20 protein-coding genes are annotated in these 17775 nt (G+C 64.1%); 17 read left to right on the forward strand and 3 right to left on the reverse strand.

Annotated elements, in window-relative coordinates:
* Positions 1-52: 52 nt before the first annotated feature.
* Entirely contained in the window at positions 53-523 is a 471-nt protein-coding gene (trmL, locus tag ACFOPH_RS22940; RefSeq protein WP_312548372.1) for a tRNA (uridine(34)/cytosine(34)/5-carboxymethylaminomethyluridine(34)-2'-O)-methyltransferase TrmL, read from the reverse strand.
* A gap of 19 nt (positions 524-542) precedes the next feature.
* Complete coding sequence (locus ACFOPH_RS22945; RefSeq protein ID WP_379737420.1) at positions 543-1289, reverse strand: phosphoribosyltransferase family protein; 747 nt, start codon at positions 1287-1289, stop codon at positions 543-545.
* A 62-nt stretch (positions 1290-1351) separates the two neighbouring features.
* Between ACFOPH_RS22945 and ACFOPH_RS22950 the strand changes: the two genes are divergently transcribed.
* From ACFOPH_RS22950 to ACFOPH_RS22980, 7 genes are all read left to right on the forward strand, one after another.
* Positions 1352-2269, forward strand: coding sequence for a methyltransferase domain-containing protein (locus tag ACFOPH_RS22950; protein ID WP_312548374.1), 918 nt, complete (start codon positions 1352-1354; stop codon positions 2267-2269).
* Positions 2270-2711: 442 nt separating this feature from the next.
* Positions 2712-3902 carry a cytochrome c oxidase subunit II gene (gene coxB / locus ACFOPH_RS22955; protein WP_312548376.1) on the forward strand — a complete coding sequence of 397 codons (1191 nt, stop codon included), beginning with the start codon at positions 2712-2714 and terminating at the stop codon, positions 3900-3902.
* 18 nt (positions 3903-3920) lie between these two features.
* Entirely contained in the window at positions 3921-5534 is a 1614-nt protein-coding gene (gene ctaD, locus ACFOPH_RS22960; RefSeq protein ID WP_312548378.1) for a cytochrome c oxidase subunit I, read from the forward strand.
* On the forward strand, positions 5534-5650 hold the full coding sequence (locus tag ACFOPH_RS22965) for a cytochrome oxidase small assembly protein (protein WP_312548379.1): 117 nt from the start codon (positions 5534-5536) through the stop codon (positions 5648-5650). The genes ctaD and ACFOPH_RS22965 overlap by 1 nt, the downstream gene beginning before the upstream one ends.
* Before the next feature lies 1 nt (position 5651).
* The gene (locus ACFOPH_RS22970; RefSeq protein WP_312548380.1) at positions 5652-6206 is read left to right on the forward strand and encodes a cytochrome c oxidase assembly protein; all 555 of its coding nucleotides are present in this window, start codon (positions 5652-5654) and stop codon (positions 6204-6206) included.
* A complete protein-coding gene (locus tag ACFOPH_RS22975) occupies positions 6206-6415 on the forward strand; it encodes a DUF2970 domain-containing protein (RefSeq protein ID WP_312548381.1) in 210 nt (69 codons plus the stop codon). The genes ACFOPH_RS22970 and ACFOPH_RS22975 overlap by 1 nt, the downstream gene beginning before the upstream one ends.
* Before the next feature lie 77 nt (positions 6416-6492).
* The gene (locus ACFOPH_RS22980; protein WP_312548383.1) at positions 6493-7350 is read left to right on the forward strand and encodes a cytochrome c oxidase subunit 3; all 858 of its coding nucleotides are present in this window, start codon (positions 6493-6495) and stop codon (positions 7348-7350) included.
* A 186-nt stretch (positions 7351-7536) separates the two neighbouring features.
* On the opposite strand, the gene ACFOPH_RS22985 is transcribed toward ACFOPH_RS22980, so the two are convergent.
* Positions 7537-7737: a twin transmembrane helix small protein gene (locus tag ACFOPH_RS22985; protein WP_379737423.1), complete on the reverse strand. Its 201-nt coding sequence runs from the start codon at positions 7735-7737 to the stop codon at positions 7537-7539.
* Between the two features lie 35 nt (positions 7738-7772).
* On the opposite strand from ACFOPH_RS22985, the gene ACFOPH_RS22990 reads away from it, so the two are divergent.
* The 10 genes from ACFOPH_RS22990 to ACFOPH_RS23035 all read left to right on the forward strand — a co-directional run bounded on the left by ACFOPH_RS22990 (position 7773) and on the right by ACFOPH_RS23035 (position 17775).
* Entirely contained in the window at positions 7773-8528 is a 756-nt protein-coding gene (locus ACFOPH_RS22990) for an SURF1 family protein (protein ID WP_379737425.1), read from the forward strand.
* Positions 8506-9138: an SCO family protein gene (locus ACFOPH_RS22995; RefSeq protein ID WP_312548386.1), complete on the forward strand. Its 633-nt coding sequence runs from the start codon at positions 8506-8508 to the stop codon at positions 9136-9138. The genes ACFOPH_RS22990 and ACFOPH_RS22995 overlap by 23 nt, the downstream gene beginning before the upstream one ends.
* A gap of 3 nt (positions 9139-9141) precedes the next feature.
* The gene (locus ACFOPH_RS23000) at positions 9142-10290 is read left to right on the forward strand and encodes a COX15/CtaA family protein (RefSeq protein ID WP_379737427.1); all 1149 of its coding nucleotides are present in this window, start codon (positions 9142-9144) and stop codon (positions 10288-10290) included.
* Positions 10287-11177: a heme o synthase gene (gene cyoE / locus ACFOPH_RS23005; RefSeq protein WP_312548388.1), complete on the forward strand. Its 891-nt coding sequence runs from the start codon at positions 10287-10289 to the stop codon at positions 11175-11177. Before ACFOPH_RS23000 ends, cyoE begins: the two co-directional genes overlap by 4 nt.
* Positions 11178-11179: 2 nt before the next feature.
* Complete coding sequence (locus tag ACFOPH_RS23010) at positions 11180-11767, forward strand: SCO family protein (protein WP_312548389.1); 588 nt, start codon at positions 11180-11182, stop codon at positions 11765-11767.
* Positions 11768-11802: 35 nt separating this feature from the next.
* On the forward strand, positions 11803-12882 hold the full coding sequence (locus tag ACFOPH_RS23015) for an AI-2E family transporter (RefSeq protein ID WP_312548390.1): 1080 nt from the start codon (positions 11803-11805) through the stop codon (positions 12880-12882).
* A gap of 401 nt (positions 12883-13283) precedes the next feature.
* Complete coding sequence (locus ACFOPH_RS23020; protein ID WP_312548391.1) at positions 13284-14201, forward strand: ATP-binding protein; 918 nt, start codon at positions 13284-13286, stop codon at positions 14199-14201.
* A 98-nt stretch (positions 14202-14299) separates the two neighbouring features.
* Entirely contained in the window at positions 14300-15544 is a 1245-nt protein-coding gene (locus ACFOPH_RS23025; protein ID WP_379737430.1) for a hypothetical protein, read from the forward strand.
* Complete coding sequence (locus tag ACFOPH_RS23030; RefSeq protein WP_379737432.1) at positions 15541-17070, forward strand: hypothetical protein; 1530 nt, start codon at positions 15541-15543, stop codon at positions 17068-17070. The genes ACFOPH_RS23025 and ACFOPH_RS23030 overlap by 4 nt, the downstream gene beginning before the upstream one ends.
* Before the next feature lie 12 nt (positions 17071-17082).
* On the forward strand, positions 17083-17775 hold the full coding sequence (locus ACFOPH_RS23035) for an OmpA family protein (protein WP_312548395.1): 693 nt from the start codon (positions 17083-17085) through the stop codon (positions 17773-17775).

Here is a 17775-nt window from a genome sequence, read left to right on the forward strand (position 1 = left end):
ATATATGGAGGCTTGTTACTGTTGATGCCAACCGCGAACCGTCCCTGTTTGTTCAGGCCCCGCCCGCATACCCGTTCTGGCGCCACGCCTCGTACACCACCACCGCCACCGTGTTCGACAGGTTCAGGCTGCGGTTATCCGGCATCATCGGCAGGCGGATGCGCTGGGCTGGCGGGAAGCGTTCGCGCAGCGCCGGGTCCAGGCCGCGCGATTCGGCGCCGAACACGAACACGTCGCCCGGCTGGAAGGCGGCCTGCGCAAAGGGCGAGGAGCCGTGCGTCGTCAGCGCGAACATGCGCGCCGGGTCGGGTTGGGCCTCGAGCAGGAAGGCCTCCCAGTTCTTGTGCACCTTCATGGTTGCGTAGTCGTGGTAATCCAGCCCGGCGCGGCGCATCTTGGCGTCGTCCAGCGGAAAGCCGAGCGGTTCGATCAGGTGCAGTTGCACGCCGGTGTTGGCGCACAGGCGGATGACGTTGCCCGTGTTGGGCGGGATTTCGGGTTCGACCAGGACGACGTGAAACAAAAGCTTTTCCTCCAATTAATCAATGTGGCGGCGTGCGCGCGAACACCAGGTTCGACACGCGCGCCGCGCCGGCACGCTTGAGCGTGGCGGCGACTTCGTTCAGTGTGTGCCCGCTGGTCATGACGTCGTCGACGACGCCGACGTGGCGGCCAGCGACCAGCCCGAGCGCAGCGTCGGCGACGTCGAACGCGCCGCGGATGTTGTCCGCCCGCTCGCGCGGCGCCACGCTCGACTGCGCCTCGGTCTCGACCCTGCGCACCAGCAGGCGCGGCTCCAGGGCGACGCCGAGCGACAGCGCCAGCGGCCGGGCGATCTCGAGCGCCTGGTTGAATCCGCGCCCGGCCAGCCTTTGCGGCCCCAGCGGGACCGGACAGAGCAGCTCGGGCAGGGGCCAGCCGGGGTGGGCCGGCACGGCCTCGTGCAGCTGCTCCGCGAACCAGGGCGCCAGCGGCAGCTGGGCGCCGAACTTCAGGCGCAGCACCAGGGCGTCGAGCGGCGCCGCGTAGTCGACGGCGGCGATGGTGGCGTCGAAATCCGGCGGCTCGGCCAGGCAGGCGGCGCACTGTTGTCCGGCCGCCTCATGCACGCCGAGCGGATTGGCGCAGCAGGGGCAGCGCAGGGCGTCCGATCGCGCATACCGTTCCCGGCAGGGAGCACAGACGACGGTGGCGGCCAGTTCGCCGCACAGGGCGCAGGAGCAGGGCAGCAGGGTTCCGGCCAGCGTACGGGCCCAGGGATAGCTCCACAGTCGCAGGCGCCCAAGCATCGGCTTGACTCTCCACAAACATGTACACTCCCGCCATTATCTCATTTGAACGCACCAGAATCATGGCTTCTCCCCAATCCCCGTCGAAAATGAGCGCCCCGATCGACCAGGCGCGCGTGCGCGCACTGTTTGCCGATCCGCGCCGCGTGGCGCCGGCCGACTTCCTGCGCCGCGAGATCGCCGGCCGCATGCACGAGCGGCTGTCGCTGGTGAAGATCGTGCCGCAGCGCGTGCTCGACGCCGGCTGCGGCGCCGGGCCGGACCTGCCGCTGCTGCAGAAGACCTATCCGGCCGCGCACATCGTCGGGCTCGATGCCGCCCCGGGCATGCTGGCCGCGGCAGGAAGCCCTGCGCCGGCGCCGCGTTCGCTCGGCTCCATGCTCAGCCGTTTGATGCCGGCCAAGACCGGCGTCGACCTAGTGTGCGGCGACTTCGGCACCCTGCCGTTCGGCCCGAACTCGCTCGACCTGGTGTGGTCGAACCTGGCGCTGCACTGGCATCCCCAGCCCGACCGCGTGTTCGCGGAATGGCGCCGCGTGCTGCGCGTCGACGGCTTGTTGATGTTCTCGAACTTCGGTCCCGACACCTTCAAGGAGCTGCGCGCCGCTTTCGCGGCGATGGACGAAACGCCGCATACCCTGCCTTTCGTCGACATGCACGACTTCGGCGACCAGCTGGTCGAGGCCGGCTTCTCGACACCGGTGATGGACGTCGAACGCATCACGGTTACCTACGGCACGGTCGAAGCCTTGCTGGCGGACGTGCGCGCGATCGGCAGCAATCCGTTGGCGACGCGCCGGCGCGGCCTGGTCGGGCGCGCGGCCTGGCAACGGATGGTCGATGCGCTCGAGGCCCAGCGCGGGGCGGACGGCAAGATTCCCTTGAGCTTCGAGGTGATCTACGGGCATGCGTTCCGGCCGGTGCCGAAGACGACGGCGGCGGGGGAGGCGATTGTGCGGTTTCAGCCGCGCAGGCCGTGAGCCAGGAAGCATTCCGGGCATTATCAGGCGCGTCGGTAGGGGGTGTTTACAATCCAGCCAACACGGCGCTACGTTTACGCGTGGGCACGGGGTGCCCACCCTACCGCATCACATGCATGCGGCATGGCAAGGATTTTCCTTGAATAAAAATTAGCGATTTGAGTATAATCAATGACTATTTTTTCGTCTGTAGCGCCATAAACGCTGAAAAAACAGGCAAAACGGAAGAAAAAATAGAAAATTGAAAAGCAGCATCAGCAAGTTCCGCGCCCCGTCAGTGTGTTTTGCTTTGCTGGTGGCCGCGGTACGGCTAACGTCCGTCGCGTGCCATTTCCGCGTGCCGTCCGGGAGCCCTTGCGTAATGGTTTCGGAGCGGCGGCGGTTCGTTCATGGAAACGCTGACCGTTTAAAAATATTCTTATTTTGGGTGGTTGGGGACAACATGACATACGCAAAGCGACTTCACGCCTTGATGCTCGGTCTCGCCGTATCGGCCAGCATCCCGGCACTGGCAGCGCCGGAAATCACGGGGCGGCCGGTGGAACACCAGTTGAACATGCAGCCTCCCGTGACTGGCGTCGGCGCTGACATCTACAGCTTGCACAACTGGATGATGATCGTCTGCCTGGTCATCTTCATCGGCGTCTTCGGCGTCATGTTCTATTCGGTGTTCAAGCACCGCAAATCCCTGGGCCACAAGCCCGCCACCTTCCACGAATCAACCGCCGTCGAGATCGCCTGGACCGTCGTTCCCTTCCTGATCGTCATCGGCATGGCGCTGCCCGCCACCAAGACCGTGATCGCGCTGAAGGACACCTCGAACGCCGACATCACCATCAAGGCCACCGGCATGCAGTGGAAGTGGGGCTACGACTACCTGAAGGGCGAAGGCGAGGGCATCAGCTTCCTGTCGAACCTGGCTACCCCGCGCAGCCAGATCGGCGAGCCGGGCATCGCCGCCACCGAGGCGCGCGGCGAGAACTACCTGCTCGAAGTCGACAACGAGATGGTGGTCCCGGTCGGCAAGAAGATCCGCATGGTGTTCACCGCCAACGACGTGATCCACGCCTGGACCATTCCGGCCTTCGCCATCAAGCAGGACGCGATCCCGGGCTTCGTGCGCGACGGCTGGTTCAAGGCCGACAAGGTCGGCGTCTACCGCGGCAACTGCGTCGAGCTGTGCGGCAAGGATCACGCCTTCATGCCGATCGTGGTGCGCGTCGTCTCGGCGGAGGACTATACTGCCTGGGTCGCCGGCGAGAAGAAGAAAATGGCCGCGCTGGCCGACGATCCGAACAAGGTCTGGACCATCGACGAACTCAAGACCAAGGGTGAAGCCGTGTACGCCGCCAACTGCGTCGCCTGCCACCAGGCCAACGGCAAGGGCATGCCGAACGCCTTCGCGCCGCTCGACGGTTCGCAAGTCGTGAACGGCGAGAAGGGCCACCAGATCGACGTCCTGCTCAACGGCCAGGACACCCCGGCCTATCCGGGCGCGATGCCGCCGTGGAAGCAGCTGTCGGACTCGGACATCGCCGCCGTCATCACCTATACCCGCAATACCTGGTCGAACAAGGCCGCGGAAAACATCGTTCAACCGGCCGAGGTTCTGGCTGCACGTAGCAAGCAATAAGTTTCCCAGGATACTGACATGACTACTCGCACTCTCGACCACGCCCACGACGATCACCACGGCCATGCGCATGATCATGATCATGCGCACGATCATCCGACCGGCCTGCGCCGCTGGCTGTTCGCCACCAACCACAAGGACATCGGCACCCTCTATCTCTGGTTCTCGTTCGTCATGCTGCTCTCAGGCGGCGTGCTGGCGCTGATGATCCGCACCGAGCTGTTCCAGCCGGGCCTGCAGTTCTTCCGTCCCGAGTTCTTCAACCAGCTCACCACCATGCACGGCCTGGTGATGGTGTTCGGCGCCATCATGCCGGCTTTCGTCGGCTTCGCGAACTGGATGATCCCGCTGCAGGTGGGCGCCTCCGACATGGCCTTCGCGCGCATGAACAACTTCTCGTTCTGGCTGCTGCCGCCGGCCGCGATCCTGCTGGCCGGTTCCTTCCTGGCGCCGGGCGGCGCCACCGCTGCCGGTTGGACCTTGTATGCACCGCTGTCGACCCAGATGGGCCCGGGCATGGACATGGCGATCTTCGCCATGCACATCATGGGCGCGTCCTCGATCATGGGTTCGATCAACATCATCGTCACCATCCTGAACATGCGCGCGCCGGGCATGACCCTGATGAAGATGCCGATGTTCTGCTGGACCTGGCTGATCACCGCCTTCCTGCTGATCGCCGTGATGCCGGTGCTGGCGGGCGCCATCACCATGACCCTGACCGACCGCCACTTCGGCACCTCGTTCTTCAACGCCGCCGGCGGCGGCGACCCGGTCATGTACCAGCACATCTTCTGGTTCTTCGGCCACCCCGAGGTCTACATCATGATCCTGCCGGCCTTCGGCATCGTCTCGCAGATCATCCCGGCCTTCGCCCGCAAGCCGCTGTTCGGCTACGCCTCGATGGTCTACGCGACCGCCTCGATCGCCGTGCTCTCTTTCATCGTCTGGGCCCACCACATGTTCACCACCGGCATGCCGGTGACCAGCCAGCTGTTCTTCATGTACGCCACCATGCTGATCGCGGTGCCGACCGGCGTGAAGGTGTTCAACTGGGTCGCCACCATGTGGCGCGGCTCGATGACCTTCGAGACGCCGATGCTGTTCGCGGTCGGCTTCATCTTCGTCTTCACCATGGGCGGCTTCACCGGCCTGATCCTGGCCGTGACCCCGATCGACATCCAGGTCCACGACACCTATTATGTCGTGGCCCACTTCCACTACGTGCTGGTGGCCGGCTCGCTGTTCGCGCTGTTCGCCGGCTTCTACTACTGGGCGCCGAAGTGGACCGGCCACATGTATCCGGAAGGCCGCGGAAAGATGCACTTCTGGCTGTCGCTGATTACGTTCAACATCACCTTCTTCCCGATGCACTTCCTGGGCCTGGCCGGCATGCCGCGCCGCTACGCCGACTACGCGACCCAGTTCACCGACTTCAACATGATCGTCTCGGTGGGCGCCTTCGGCTTCGGCCTGTCGCAGGTCTACTTCCTGTTCGCGGTGGTGCTGCCGACCATCCGCGGCGGCGCCAAGGCCGAGGCGAAACCATGGGAAGGCGCGGAAGGCCTGGAGTGGACCGTGCCGAGCCCGGCGCCGTTCCACACCTTCGAAACCCCGCCGCTGGTGAAGTGATGAATGCGCAGCGCAAACCTCCGCACAAGGGCAATCTGAGGATCGCCCTGGTCCTGGTGGCGATCGCGGCGTTCTTCTTCGCCTCGGTGATCCTCAAGCGCCTCTGGCTGAGCTGACGTGGCCTACGACAACGACACCCGCCTGCGGCTGAACCGCTCCACCTTCACCAAGCTGGTGGTGGTGGCGGTGGCGATGTTCGGCTTCGGCTACGCGCTGGTGCCGGTCTACCGCCAGATTTGCGACGTGCTCGGCATTAACGTGCTGACCCAGCAGGACGGCACGGTCGAGCGCCCGGCGAATACCCAGGTCGACCTGACGCGCACCATCACGATCGAGCTGGACGGCAATTCCCAGGGGCCGTGGCGCTTCCGCCCGACCACCCGCAGCATCGAGGTCCATCCGGGCGAACTGGCGACCGTGGTCTACGAGGTCGTCAACACCCAGGGCAGGGCGGTCAAGGCCCAGGCGATCCCGAGCTATGCGCCGCAGTCGGCCACGCCGCACTTCAAGAAGGTCGAGTGCTTCTGCTTCCGCGAGCAGCTCATGAAGCCGAACGAAGCGCGCCAGATGCCGGTGGTATTCTTCATCGACCCGGCGCTGCCGAAGGAAGTGAAGAACATCACCCTGTCGTACACCTTCTTCGAGATCGCCGGCGCGGTCGCGGCCAACTGATGGACAGCCAGCCGCCACAGGAGCGCAAGTCGAGCTTCGGCGCCTCGATGAAGGCCGTGTTCTGGTCCTTCTTCGGGGTGCGCAAGCGCCGCGACTACGACCGCGACGCGGCCAACCTGCATCCGGTGCACGTGATCCTCGCCGGGCTGCTGGGGGCGCTGATCTTCATCGGCGTGCTGATCCTGGTGGTGCAGCTGGTGGTGCCTTAGGCGGTGCAGTAAAAAAGACAAACGAGTTTCAAAGCAATCCAATTCAACGCATCAGAAGATTGATCTAGGAGATGAAGATGAGTGTGTCAAAAACCGCGCCGCACTATTTCGTGCCCGGCCCTTCCATGTGGCCGATGGCCGGCGGCATCTCGATGCTGGTGACGATGGCCGGCGCCTCGGGCTGGGTCAACAGCGCAGCGTGGGGTCCGGCCGTCTGCCTGGTCGGCATCGTCGCGATGCTGACCGTGCTGTATTTCTGGTTCGGCGACGCCATCGGCGAATCCGAAGCGGGTCAGTACAGCGCCCGCATCGACAGCTCCTACCGCTGGTCGATGAGCTGGTTCATCTTCTCCGAGGTGATGTTCTTCGCCGCCTTCTTCGGCGCCCTGTTCTATGCCCGCGCGATCACCATGCCCTGGCTGGCCGACCTCGACCACAAGATCCTATGGCCCGACTTCGCCGGCCAGTGGGGCAACACCGGCCCGGCCGGCGTGGTCGAGAGCTTCAACACCATGGGGCCGTTCCCGATCCCGACGATCAACACCGCGCTGCTGCTGCTGTCCGGCGTGACGCTGACCATCGCCCACCACGCGCTGCGCGCCGGCCACCGCCGCAACACCGCCGTGTTCCTGTTCGCCACCATCCTGCTGGGCGCGATCTTCATGGGCTTCCAGGCCTACGAATACATCCACGCCTACCAGGAACTGAACCTCAAGATGACCTCGGGCATCTACGGCTCGACCTTCTTCATGCTGACCGGCTTCCACGGCTTCCACGTGACCATGGGCGCGATCATGCTGTCGGTGATCCTGTACCGCGTGCTGCGCGGCCACTTCACGGCGGATAACCACTTCGGTTTCGAAGGCGCGGCCTGGTACTGGCACTTCGTCGACGTCGTGTGGCTCGGTCTGTACGTCGTCGTCTACTGGCTGTAGTGGTGGGGCCCCGATAAACCTACTGCGCGTCGGATCTTTGGCCTGCGATGCTCGCTGTACGCTTGTACAGCTGCGCTTCTCGGCCAAACCTCCTTCCGCTCGCTACGGTTTCTCGAGGCCCTTTGGCGTTAGTTGTGTGCGAGGGACAGCAATTGGCTGTCCCTTGTCATATAGGAGGTGTGGCGATCAGCGGATGCCGGTCGGGGTGATCCAGCCCAGCTTGTAAGATGCGAGCACGAACAGGAACAGGGTGATCGACAGGCCGACCCGCATCGCCAGCGCCTGCACCGTACGGTTGCTGCGGCCCTTGTCGCGCATCAGGAAGAACAGGGCCGAGCCGAGGCTGGCGATGATCAGGATGAAGGCGATGGCTACGAAGATTTTCATGGTCGCACCGAGGAATCGGGAAGGGATTCATTGTAATGCGTTTGCGGTTCCGGTTTAGGGGTATTCCGTTTTTGGCAACGGTGGTTCTCGTGGCGCTGGGGATTGCGTTGGGGAATTGGCAGTTGCGCAGGGCGCACGAGAAAGAAGCGATTGCGGCGGCGATGCTGGAGCGTGGCCGCTTGCCGCCGGTGGTGCTGGGGAGCAGCAGTGGTGTGCACGAGTACGACCGCGTGGGCACGAGTGCCCACCCTACAGAATACCGCCGGGTGCGGCTCACCGGCGAATTCGTCGCGGGCTGGCCGGTCTTCCTCGATAACCGGCCATACCAGGGGCGGGCCGGGTTCTATCTGGCAATGCCGTTTAAAATAGCGGGTTCGGCCAAACATGTGCTGGTGTTGCGCGGCTGGTTGCCGCGCGATCCGCGCGAATATACGCGTCTGCCGAAGTACGAGACGCCGCGCGGCCGGACGACGATCGACGGGGTCCTGGTCGCGTCGGCCGGGCATGTGCTGCAGCTCGGCGGCGCCGTGCCGTTGAAACCCGGTGCGCTGGTCCAGAACCTGGAAGTGGCCGACCTGGCGCGCGCCAGCGGCCTGACGCTGGAACCCTTGCTGGTCCAGCAGACCGGGCCGCGGGCAGACGGCGAGGTCCTGGTGCGCGACTGGCCGGCCCCGGATACGGGCATCGACAAGCACCGCGGCTACGCCGTCCAGTGGTATGCGCTGGCGGCGATGGCGGCCTTATTTTTTGTGATTACGGGATTTCGAAGTGGAAGAAAACAAGCTGAGTGAACGCGCTCCCGCCACCGACGAGCGCCAGCGCGATGCCAAGCGTCGCGGACGCTGGAAGCTGCTGGCCGTGCTGCTGGTGTGCGCCGCGCCGATCATCGCCTCCTACCTGAGCTACTACGTCATCAAGCCGGAAGGGCGCACCAACTACGGCACCCTCATCGACCAGGCCAGCCATCCGATGCCGAAGCTCTCGAGCACCACGCTCGACGGCCGCCCGGAAACGCTGGAGAACTACGCCGGCAAGTGGATCATGGTAAAGGTCGGCGGCGGCGACTGCGACCAGGCTTGCCAGGACCAGCTGTACGCGATGCGCCAGCTGCGCACCATGCAGGGCAAGAACATGGACCGCGTCGAGCGCGTCTGGCTGGTTACCGACGAGCAGCCGATCGACACCATGCTGATCCGCATGTACGACGACATGCACATCCTGCGCGTGAAGCCGGCCGAACTGGCCCGGTGGCTGCCGCTGGAGCAGGGCGGCAAGCTGGAAGACCACATCTTCCTGGTCGACCCGCGCAGCAACCTGATGATGCGCTTCCCGAAGAACCCCGAGCCGCAACGTGTGCATAAAGACATCGCCAAGCTGCTCAAGGCCTCGGCGATCGGATAAGCCATGCACCCGTCCACCCTGTTCCAGTTGGCCCTGATGGGCCTGCTCGTGGCCAGCATTCCGCTGACCATGGTCTGGCTGTCGTCAAGCGTCAACAAATACCGCAAGCTCGTGTGGGTGATGGCCTTCCTCACCTTCGACCTGATCGTGTTCGGCGGCTTTACCCGCCTGACCGACTCCGGCCTGGGCTGCCCGGACTGGCCGGGCTGCTACGGCGCCGCCAATCCCTTCATCGCCCACGAACACATCGCGGCGGCCGAGGCCTTGATGCCGACCGGCCCGGTGACGAAAGTGAAAGCCTGGATCGAGATGATCCACCGCTACCTGGCGATGGGCATCGGCGTGCTGATCATGGCGCTGATGTTCCAGGCCTTCCGCCAATGGAAGAAGACGAAGCTCGACGCCTTCAAGCCGGCCATGCCGGTGGCGCTGTTCCTGTTCGTCTGCGTGCAGGGCGCCTTCGGCGCCTGGACCGTGACCCTGAAGCTGCAGCCGGTGATCGTCACCATCCACCTGCTGCTCGGCATGGCGCTGCTGGCGATGCTGGTCTGGCTGGGCGGGCGCGAGGATTACCTGATGAAGCCGCCCTCGCCGGTGCGCGACCTCGCCGGCTTGCGTTCCTTGCGTACGCTGGCCCTGGTCGCCGCCGTGGTGCTGGTCGTGCAAATCGCGCTCGGCGGGTGGGTAAGCACTAACTACGCGACCCTGGCCTGCGACGAATTCCCGCTCTGCGACGGCAAGCTGGTGCCGGAAATGGACTTCGAGCACGGCTTCACGCTGTGGCGCGAACTCGGCAAGACCGCCGCCGGCCACTACCTGCAGTTCTCGGCGCTGGTGGCGATCCACTGGGTGCACCGCAATTTCGCGATCATCGTCACCGTCGTGCTGGGCCTGGCGGCCTGGCGCGCGATGGGCGAGGCGCAGCTGCGCAAGACCGGCAAGATGCTGGGCGCCGTACTGCTCGTCCAACTGTTCACGGGCGTGGCGACGGTGTACTTCGATTTCCCTCTTGCCATTGCCGTGTTGCATAACGCCGGGGCCGCTCTGCTCGTACTGACGGTGACCATGTTAAACTACAAGGTCAAGTATCTTCTCGAAGTGTCGCAGCGCACGCCCGCGAATGCGGACGTTCCTGTGAATTCGTATCGATGACCACCCAGACCGCACTCCAACCGACCAGCCGCTTCGCCCAATACTGGACGCTGACCAAGCCCCGGGTAACCCAGCTGGCCGTATTTTGCGCCGTCATCGGCATGTTCCTGGCCACCGACGGCTTTCCCGGCTGGCGCGCGCTGATCGCCGGCACCGCCGGCATCTGGCTGCTGGCCGGCGCCGCCTTTGCCGTGAACTGCCTGATCGAGGCCGAGATCGACGCGCGCATGGCCCGCACCGCGCGCCGCGCCACCGCGCGCGGCGAACTGACGCGCAACCAGACCCTTGTCTTCTCCGCCATCATCGGCGGCCTCGGCATGTGGATCCTGTACGCGCTCGTCAATCCGCTGACCATGTGGCTGACCTTCGTGACCTTCGTCGGTTATGCGGTCGTCTACACCATCTACCTGAAGCCGGCCACGCCGCAGAACATCGTCATCGGCGGCCTGTCGGGCGCGATGCCGCCTGCGCTGGGCTGGGCCGCGGTCGCCAACGAGGTGCCGATGCAGGCCTGGCTGCTGGTCCTGATCATTTTTGTGTGGACCCCGCCGCACTTCTGGGCATTGGCCATGTACCGGCGCGAGGACTACGCGCGCTCGGGCCTGCCGATGCTGCCGATCACCCACGGCATGGCCTACACCGGCCAGCAGGTCTGGCTGTACTCGCTGGCCCTGGCGGCCACGACCATCCTGCCTTTCGCCGTGCGCATGAGCGGCCTGATCTACCTGGCCGCGGCCATCGTCCTGAACGCCATCTTCCTGCGCCACGCCTGGCGCGTCCACAAGCACTACAGCGACCAGGTGGCGCGCAAGGCCTTTGCCTACTCGGTCCTCTACCTGTCGCTGCTGTTTGCGGCGCTGCTGGTCGACCATTACTTCAGGTTCTGACGATGAAAAAACTCCTGACCGCGGCGCTGCTTGGCGTCGCGCTGCTGGCCGCCGGCTGCGACAAACTGTCGTCGCGCCCCGCCGTATTCCAGAACACCGACCTGACCGGGCTCGATTACGCCAAGGGCTTCTCGCTGACCGACCATACCGGCAAGCCGCGCACCCTGGCCGATTTCCGCGGCAAGCTGGTGGTGCTGTTCTTCGGCTACACCCAGTGCCCCGACGTCTGCCCGACCACGATGGCCGAGATGGCCGCCGTGATGAAGGAGCTCGGCCCCTCGAGCAAGGACGTGCAGGTGCTGTTCGTCACCCTCGACCCGGAGCGCGATACCCAGGAAGTGCTGGCCCACTACGTGCCGGCCTTCCACCCGTCCTTCATCGGCCTGCGCGGCACGCTTGAACAGACGGCGCAGACCGCCAAGGAATTCAAGGTGTTCGTCGCTAAGGTGCCAGGCAGCAGCGCCGACAACTACACGGTCGACCACACGGCCGGCAGCTACGTCTTCGACAAGGAAGGCAAGCTGCGCCTGTTCATCCGCCACGGCGGCGGACCGGCCCCGATTGTCCACGACTTGCGCCAGCTGCTATGATGTAATGGTGTAAACACCATCGTTTCAAGGACGGCATGGACGTACGCCCAGGCAGAAACTACACCCGCATCGCCACCGTCGTCCTGCTCACGCTGGGCTGCCTGTACGTCCTGAAGCCCTTCCTGCCGGCGATCCTGTTCGCCGCCGCCGTCGTCATCTCTTCCTGGCCTTTGTACCTGCGCCTGCTGGCCGCGATGCAGGGCCGGCGCACCCTGGCGGCGCTGACGATGACGCTGTCGCTGACCCTGCTGGTCATCATCCCGCTGGCGATCGTTACCTACAACCTGGCCGACGACGTCGCCACCACCTTCGGCCAGATGCGCTACGCGCTCGAGCACGGCGAACTGCTGCCGCCCAGCTGGGTCAAGGACTTGCCCTTTCTCGGCGAAACCGTCGACACCTACCTGCGCCAGCTGGTCGCCAGCCGCGAAGAGATGCTGGCTCTGGCCCAGCGCATGCTCGAGCCGGCGCGGCACTGGCTGATGGCCGGCGGCCTGATGCTCGGCACCGGCGTCGTGCAGATGAGCCTGGCGGCCTTTGTCAGCTTCTTCCTCTACCGCGACGGCAAGTCCCTGATCGTCGTGATCGCCGTCGCCATGGCCAAGGTGATGGGCGAGGGCGCCGACTCGGTGTCCGACACCGTCAGCCAGACCGTGCGCGGCGTCATGTACGGCCTGCTCGGCACCGCCCTGGCGCAGGCCCTGGTGGCCGCGATCGGCTTCTTCGTCGCCGGCGTGCCGGCGGTGCCGCTGCTGTCGGTGCTGGTGTTCCTGATGTCGTTGATCCCGGTGGGCCCGCCGCTGGTCTGGGGCAGCGCGGCGGTGTGGCTGTTCTCCCAGGGCGAGACCGGCTGGGGCATCTTCATGGTGGTCTGGGGCACCTTCCTGATCAGTGGCGTCGACAACGTCGTGCGCCCGATGCTGATCAGCCGCGGCACCAGCCTGCCTTTCCTGCTCACCCTGCTCGGGGTGCTGGGCGGCGTGATCGCCTTCGGCTTCGTCGGCATGTTCATCGGCCCGGTGCTGCTGGCGGTGGGCTACTCCCTGATGAGCGAGTGGACCGAAACGCGCGACCCCATCGTGCGCCAGAATAACGAGGAAGTCGCCGGCCGCTAGGTCGCTCCCACTGCAAAAGAGTGGCCCCCGCCTGGCCGCTGCCCGCATGCGCCGCCGAACGCGGACCGTTTGTCGACCGCTTCTCGTGTCTCATTACTTCATCATCGGCGCCGCGCCTGTTCTGGATGCACGCTACGGCATTATCCCTTCGCCTGCGACAAATGCTTTCGCAGTGTTTTATCGACCGAGATTTTGTTGGTTTTTTGAGTCGATGAATAGGTAGGAATAAAAGATATGCATCAATTAACGCCGTGAATGCATTAAAATTTCTAGAAGGAAATTTTATTTCCGTTTCATGAAACAGATGCGTTTTGTCGATGACAATTGTTCCGCCTAGTCCGGAATTAGCGTGAAAGCGCGCCGCGCAAACGCCCGTCGCATTCCTTGCCACTCAACTGGATATGAACCAAGAAATTCAACAACAGAACAGTTTCACGCCGCCGCCTTATGAACTGCGCACTCCGCGCATCACGCTGGCGGACGATGTCATCCTGGCGGCAGAAACCCGGCGCATGTTCGAGGAGGCGATCGGCGCCCTGCGCCACCACAAGACCATCTATTCGGACTGGGGTTTCGGCGCAGTCGATCCGGCAGGCCGCAACATGATCTTGAACCTTTACGGACCACCCGGAACCGGAAAGACGCTGGCTGCGGAAGCCCTCGCAGGGACGCTGAAACGTTCTTACATCCATATCGGTATTGCCGAGATCGAAAGCAAATATGTGGGCGACACGGCGAAAAACATTTCCGCCGCTTTTGCCTGCGCAGCGGCCGAAGGCGCCGTCCTGTTTTTCGATGAAGCCGATACCCTGCTGGGCGCACGCCTGTCGTCGGTGACGCAGGGAATCGATAACGAAATTAATGCCATGCGTTCGACGTTGCTGATCGAGCTGGAGCGTTTCGAAGGCATCGTCGTCTTTGCCACCAATTTCGCCAGGAATTACGACACCGCGTTCGTGAGCCGCATCCGCTATCACATCGAATTCAAGCTTCCCGATCTCGCGTGCCGGCAAGGGCTGTGGGAACGGATGCTGGTACCGGGCGTTCCGCTGGCGGAAGAGCGTGGCTTGTTGATCGCCCGCTGCGCCCAGGCATCCGAAGGATTGTCGGGGCGCGAGATCCGCACCGTTCTTCGCACCGCATTCCCCCGCGCCATCGTCGAGGCGCCGGATGCGCCGGTAGTGCACTGGAAGCATCTCGACACCGCCATTGCCGATATCCGTGCCGCGCACCGCAACGTCGGCAAGGCGCGCCGCGAAGCCGCCAGCAATGACGGCGGCGCCGAAGGCGGACGGCGGCTGCTGGGCTTGTCCGAATAATTTTTTAACTAATAACATCAAAACAGGGAAATGACATGGGTTTGTTTAGCAGCTTGAAGAGTTTCGCCAGTTCAGCGGTGCGTGTTGCAAGCTCGGCCTTGAATACCGCCAAGGAATGGGCGGGCAAGGCCATCGGCTGGATGGCCGAGAAGGCGGAGGGTTTCGTCGACGGCGTCAAGAAAGCCTGGCAGGCGGTCAAGCCGTATGTCGGTGTGATTCGCCTGGCATTGCAGAACGCGGCGAAAGCCATGCCCATCCCCTGGGTGCGCACGGCCCTGGTCGCGCTCGACACGGCCCTCGGTGCATTGACCGCCTTCGAAAACTCGCCGATCGCCAAGAAGATCGATGCCGCCATCAAGTGGTCCATCGAATTGGCAAAGCGTTGGCAGGCGGCCCGCAAGGATGCCGAAACGGCGGCGCAGGACCAGATGCAGGAGCAGGCCGCCGCCGACGTGCTCGGCGAGGAGGAGCTGGATCTGGCGAAGCGGCACCAGGAAACCTTCCGGTTCGCCGAGCGCGAAGTGGTAGCGGAAGAACAGCGCCACCACGTGGCGCTGGCGTCCGCGATCAACGATTTCGAGATCGCCAAGGCCGATATGGCCAAGGCTGTCGATGCCGACCCCGTCGATTTCGAGCACTACCTGCGTCTGCGTGCCACGCAAAAACTGTTGAACATGGCGGACAAGACGTTCCGCGCCGCGCAAAGCATGGAAGACCTGAGCGCCGACGACTTGTTCATGGTGCGTATCGCGTCCGACCTGATCAAGGACAACCCGGAACTGAGCGCGCAAGCCGCTGCGCGCCTCGACCGGCTGCTGACCGAACGCTATGGGAAGGCGCTGCAGCCCTTCGTCTTCGAAGAGCTGGTCGCCTCCTGGGCCAAGCGTGCCGAAGTGCTCGAAAAACAGTGGGAACTGGACAATCGCGCCCACGCCAAGGACAGCATGCTGCTCAAGAATCTCAGCCTGGCAAAAGAAATCCAGAGCGAACTGTCGGCCGACGAAGCGTCGATGTTGAGCGAGCTCGAACACAAGGTCCCGCAGGCCAAGCGCAGTCTCGATGCGCTGGCGCAGAGCCAGCGCGACATCCAGCGCTACGTCGGCGCCGCCGAGGGCTTCCTGCAGTTGCTGGAAAAGACACCCGAGCAGCTCGAGGAAGAAGAGCGCGACTTCCTGCTCGATGACGGCCCACGCGTGGGCAAATTGCTGATCGAATGCGCCGAAAGGAATCTGCCGTTCAGCGAGCTGGACGGCGAGGACAAGACCTTGGTGAACGACTTCGCGAACGCCTTCCGCAAGGAGGCGAAAAACCGCATGAAAGACCTGCTGGAAGTGACCGCATGAATCCGAGCGAGATCCTGAGTTTCCTGACGCCGCAATTCGGCGACAGCCTGCAGCTGGCATTCTTTGCCATCATCCTGTTCATGACCGGCTTCACGGTCGTTAGCGCGCACCGCACCGCGCGTCCGGCATCGTGGGAGCACAAGTGGAACCGCGGCACGCCCGACGATACGACCGACGACCTGGACATCGAGCACGGCAGCGTCACCGATCTTTGGCACGCCGTCGCGACGGCGCCGGAAAAGCTGGCCGAGATCATGCCCGGCATGCTGCTGGTCGTCGGCCTGCTGGGCACCTTCCTGGGGTTGGGCCTGGCGCTGAACCATGCATCGAGCATCCTGGGTCAGGCCGACCTGGCAAGCGCCGGCGCCGCCGCCGACAGCATGCAAAACCTGCTGGGTCTGCTGCAAGGGCTGGGCACGAAGTTCAAGACCTCGACCTGGGGCATCCTCGGCTTCGTGTTACTGAAGATCTGGAGCGAAGTCACGCGCTTCGAAGAAAAGCGCCTGGCCTGGGTGATCGGCAAAGTGAAGGCCGAGCTGGAAAACCGCAAGCGCGCCCAGGCAGCGGCAGAAAAAGCCAGGGAGGACGCGCTGTTCGCCAACATCGGCCGTGCCGCTGCCGGCATCGTCGACGGCATCGGCCCGCATTTCGTTGCCTTGATCAAGAGCAACGAAACCATGCAATTGCAAACCCTGCAGCACTTGCACGCACTGGATGGGAGCACGCAGGGGTTGCGCAACGCCCTCGACACGGTGGCCAGCGAAACCGCGGCGACCCGCAGCGCCATGGTCGAGTTCACCGAAGGCACGCAGCACGTCGTCGCCGGCATGGAGCAGGCGGCGCAGCGCATGGCTGACGGCGCCGGCAAGGTCGGTTCCGGCGCGGAACAGCTGGTCGGCGCGATCAGGACCTTCGAAAGCCAGTTCACCGAGGTGCTCGACAATGTGCGCGGAGACCTGGGCAAGGCGATCCAGGACATGAGTGCCCAGGCCAGCGAGACCCTGGAGCGTGGCAGCACCCAGCTCGGCTCGGCAACGCGCGAGATTTCGACGGCGCTCGGCGAATTGTCCGCGGACACGAGGGAAACGATGAACGAGGTCAAGAGTTCGATCGGGAAGTCGCTCCAGATCCAGGAAAAGGCTTCGATCGCGTTCACGACGTCGAGCCGGGCACTGAACGAGAATATTGCCGAGACGACGGGCATTGTCAACGCAATGACCAGCTCGATCACGGAGGGCCTGGAATCGATCGGCAGCGCCACTTCGCAAATCAAGAAAGTCGCGGAGGCGTCGAAAAAATCGTCCGAAGGCCTGGAACGGGTCGTGGCCGAATTGCAGGGACTGCCGTCTGTCCTGGCGCCGTTGCAAAGCCTGCTCGCTGAACAGAAGATGCTCGTCTACTCACTCCAGCCGTTGCCCGAGATCGTGCAAGTCCAGCGCGCAACCGTCGCCTTGCTGCAGGCTATGCAGGCCGAGCAGCAGACGCCGCCGGCGCCCACCGGCACGTCCGCGTCCGCGATCGCGTAAGCAGGAAGGACCATGAAAGACAAACCGAGCGAATGGGTGGCCATTTCCGACCTGATGGCCGGGGTGATGGCGGTCGTGATGCTGTTGCTGGTGGTGGCTGTCCTGCAGAAGGGCGTGAGCGAGTTGCGCTATCAGGAAGAGCTGGCCAAGGCCAAGGGGACCAAGGACGAGGCGGTGGCCAAGGTGACGCAAGTCGTCAGCGAGATGATCGGCAAGCGCGGCGCCGCCGGCTTGATGAGCTTCGATGCGCACACCAATCGCCTGGTCCTGCGCGATGGCGTGTTCGAGCGCGGCAGCGCCTGCCTCAAGTTCGAGGTGAAGGCCGAGGTGGCGAAGGTGCAGGCGGATATCGCCCGCTTCCTGGCCGATAACCCGACGGCACGGATCCTGGTCGAGGGCTATACCGACAACGTGCAGGTACGCGACGTGGTCAAGGATCGGGAACGCTTCTGTGCCGTTTACGACGACAATTACACGCTATCCGCCGCACGCGCCCGGGAAGCGCGCAGCGCCCTGATCGGCACGCTCGACAAGGTAGTGGCGCGCCGCGTCGTGGTGGCGGGATATGGCGATTCGCGCCTATTGCCCGGAATCGATCCCGCGGACGCCAGGAATCGCCGGGTGGAAGTTCAGTTTCTGATTGAAACCGACGATGCGCAGGAGCCCCGGTCCCTGACAGCGGTCGCCGGCGCCAGCCGCGGCTGA

The organism is Massilia haematophila, from assembly GCF_042647645.1.
Classification (GTDB): domain Bacteria; phylum Pseudomonadota; class Gammaproteobacteria; order Burkholderiales; family Burkholderiaceae_D; genus Telluria; species Telluria haematophila.